Source organism: Bradyrhizobium sp. GCM10028915, assembly GCF_042666195.1.
Classification (GTDB): Bacteria; Pseudomonadota; Alphaproteobacteria; order Rhizobiales; family Xanthobacteraceae; genus Bradyrhizobium; species Bradyrhizobium canariense_D.
Window position 1 is genome coordinate 720 of sequence record NZ_JBHTFN010000068.1, and the last position, 2896, is coordinate 3615.

Sequence of the window (2896 nt, forward strand, 5' to 3'; positions counted from 1 at the left end):
AGACTTCACCGGTACGAACCGCATGCTGGGCCGGGTGACCGCCTCGCACAGTGCCTCGGCGTCGGCCGCGTCGTTCTTGCCGCGCTTCACGTAAGCCTTCACGTATTGAGGAGGGATCAGCTTTACCTCGTGCCCGAAAGATTGGAGCAGGCGCCCCCAATGGTGCGAGCTGCCGCAAGACTCTATGGCGACTAGAACCGGCGGAAGCCGCTCGAAGTAGCGGATCATCTCAGCTCGCCGAAATTGGCGCCGGACAACCACTACCTCATTTTCATCAACACCGTGAAGCTGGAACACCGACTTCGAGGTATCCATGCCGATACGAACGGGAATATTCATTAGACTTTCCTCTCATTTTCTGTGACGCCGAGAGCGCCATCAAACCGTGGGGATGAGAGGCCGTCCACACCAGCACACGGGTGGTCAGGTCTCCGGATCAGGATGGCGGGCCCGCTGCGCCAGCTGCAGCAGCGTGGCCGGCGGCCGCCGCCCGGCCTTAGCACACTTGCTGCAGCGGAGACGGCTTGCGAGGTCGTGGACGAAGGTGGTGGGCGGATGGCGCAGCGCGGCCATGTCGACGTCCCGCTTGGTCCTGCAGCGTGAGCACTCGATCTCGATCCAGCGGTAACCGCCGCCGATGGCCTGGTCGATCGTAGGAGATGGATCGATTGGACCTCCATTGGCCCAAATACGTTCGTTCCAGCTTTCGCAGGCCAGCTTGTCCGCTGTCCGGATCAGCGCCTCGCCCTTGGCCCGGGCTTCCGCCGACTGCGCGGCCAGAATCGACGTCATGGCGCGGGCTCGGCCGAGTTCCTTGGCGAGCGCCTTGCGGTCTCCTCCGGACAGGGGCGTGGGGTGGTGCTTCGGTGCCATGGAGCATCCAGTTTTCGCCGCACCGAGGACTACTCGAATGCGGGCCAGCAGCCGTCTTCCTCATGGCGTCCCGTCCGTTGCGTGCAGGTGTTGTCCAGCAGCCGCTGGCCGAGCGCTCATGAGGGAACTGCAAGAGGAGTTGTCCGAGCTTGATACCCGCATTGCAGCCTATGACCGGCGGATAAGGGAAATCTTCCGTACGAGTGAGCAGTGCCAGCGGCTCGGCAAAATCGAAGGCGTCGGACCTGTGACAGCAACAGCCTTGGTCGCCGCCGTGGGCGATAGAAGCTGTTTCAAGAACGGCCGACAGTTCGCGGCTTGGCTTGGTCTGGTACCCAAGCAGCGATCCAGTGGAGGGCGGGCCCGCTTGTTCGGCATCAGCAAACGGGGCGATCGATACCTGCGGACGCTGATGATTCACGGAGCTCGCGCCGCTTTAAGCCGTGCTAATGGCAAGCAGGATCCGCGAAGCCTCTGGCTCGGCAAGATGCGGCAACGGCGCCATCCCAATGTCGCGGCCCTGGCTCTTGCCAACAAGAACGCGCGGATCGTGTGGGCTATGCTCACAGGCGGCGCGGCTTATGAGCCGGCGCTTTCGGTGAAGGCGGCCTGAAGCGAAGCGGCAATCAAGGAAAGGAGGTCTCACCGGCAATTGCAACAAATGGCAGGAGATGGCGAAACGGTCACCCCGTCGCTTCCCGAACCTGATGTGTGGACCGGCACGGCTTGCGCCGATGTCTCGGGGCCGTTGAGGTGGAAGCGGGCGAAAACCATCGAGGCTCGCGGCGGAGACGTTGTCCAGCCGCATCAAGAAGCCGGATATACGTCAGCAGTTGTGGCCGTCGATCCTGATCAAGCCAGTCGTTGCAATCGGGCGGGGTCCATATACGTCCACACATGGCCCGTTGCTGAGCTTCGCCCGCCGAGCTGCGACATCTGCTTCCCAGAGATGAGCCTACCAAGGTGCCAAGGGCAGCCTGTGACCCACTGCAGACATCAGCACTGCGTTGCCATGGGCGGCCGCGTAGCGATACCAAGGATTAATTTCTTCGGCAGGAGACGGAAAGAATCGATCTTCAAAGCTGGACTTAGCGGAGGAGATCGAATCATCGCTCCCGCCACAGCCCAATCCTGCACGCTATTATCGCAGCCGGCCTGTTTCTGGAGCCTCTATGCAGGGCAAGCCAACCTAAGCCAGCGCTTCATCAAGGGCCGACGAACGGCCCGCCAATTCGCGCCGGCGGGGCTTCTCGCTATGAGAGGCAAGCGACGATGGCGAGAACCACGTCGGCGCCAAAATCGCCCGAAAACAGCGAAAAGAGAATGCCGGCGCCAAGCACCACTGCAATCAACTGAAGCGCGATCATTTGAAATCCCCTCATTCCTCGGAAACGAGCAGAATTTAAACTCCGACCATTTCCGGACTACTTCGGGAGGGCAGCAAATGACTTCGTTCACCGAACCGTGATCTGGCTGCCCCGGGGGCGTCGATCTGCCCTTCGGCTCTCCTTAAAAGACCATTGACGATTTCATTGCATACCAGTGGGCATGGAGCTTCTGATCCTTGAGCTCGTGGTTGGGCTAGTCTTGTTTGCGACCGCGTACGTCGCTGCATTGGCTATAAAGTCGCGTGCGAAACGCAAACGAGCGGAAACACCCACGCGGCCCCAGCCTACTGCCTCCGCGGGACAGCGAACGCAATTTGGGCAGCGACCGCCGTTCAAAGAGTAGGAAGCCGGGGTGAGGCCGATCTCGCCAAGTACGAGAACGGCCCCGGCTTCAGGGGGCTTTGGAGGTAACGGCGGGGGCCGCTCCGCCCGCTCCAGCGAGCCAGCGCAACACTAAACCGAGGCACCATTGCTCGGTATCTAGCGGAGCGACGATTGCAATTCCTAGCAGTCGTCGTCCAAGCATGACATAATGATGGTCCATATTTGATTGCGTCTCGGAGGGGAAAGCCCGATGCGCCTTGCATTGCCTTATCTTGGAATTTGTCTCTGCGCGTCGGTCGCGGCGTGGTTGT

At 61.0% G+C, this 2896-nt stretch carries 3 protein-coding genes; 1 reads left to right on the plus strand and 2 read right to left on the minus strand.

The annotated features are described in order from the left end of the window. Positions 1-339: transposase (locus ACFQX9_RS33290; protein ID WP_377791610.1), on the minus strand; the 339-nt coding region annotated here is incomplete at its 3' end. A gap of 84 nt (positions 340-423) precedes the next feature. Beyond that, a complete protein-coding gene (locus ACFQX9_RS33295; protein WP_377791611.1) occupies positions 424-873 on the minus strand; it encodes a hypothetical protein in 450 nt (149 codons plus the stop codon). 118 nt (positions 874-991) lie between these two features. Here ACFQX9_RS33295 and ACFQX9_RS33300 point away from each other — a divergent pair, with 118 nt between their 5' ends. Further along, complete coding sequence (locus ACFQX9_RS33300; RefSeq protein ID WP_377791612.1) at positions 992-1486, plus strand: IS110 family transposase; 495 nt, start codon at positions 992-994, stop codon at positions 1484-1486. Positions 1487-2896 lie beyond the last annotated feature (1410 nt).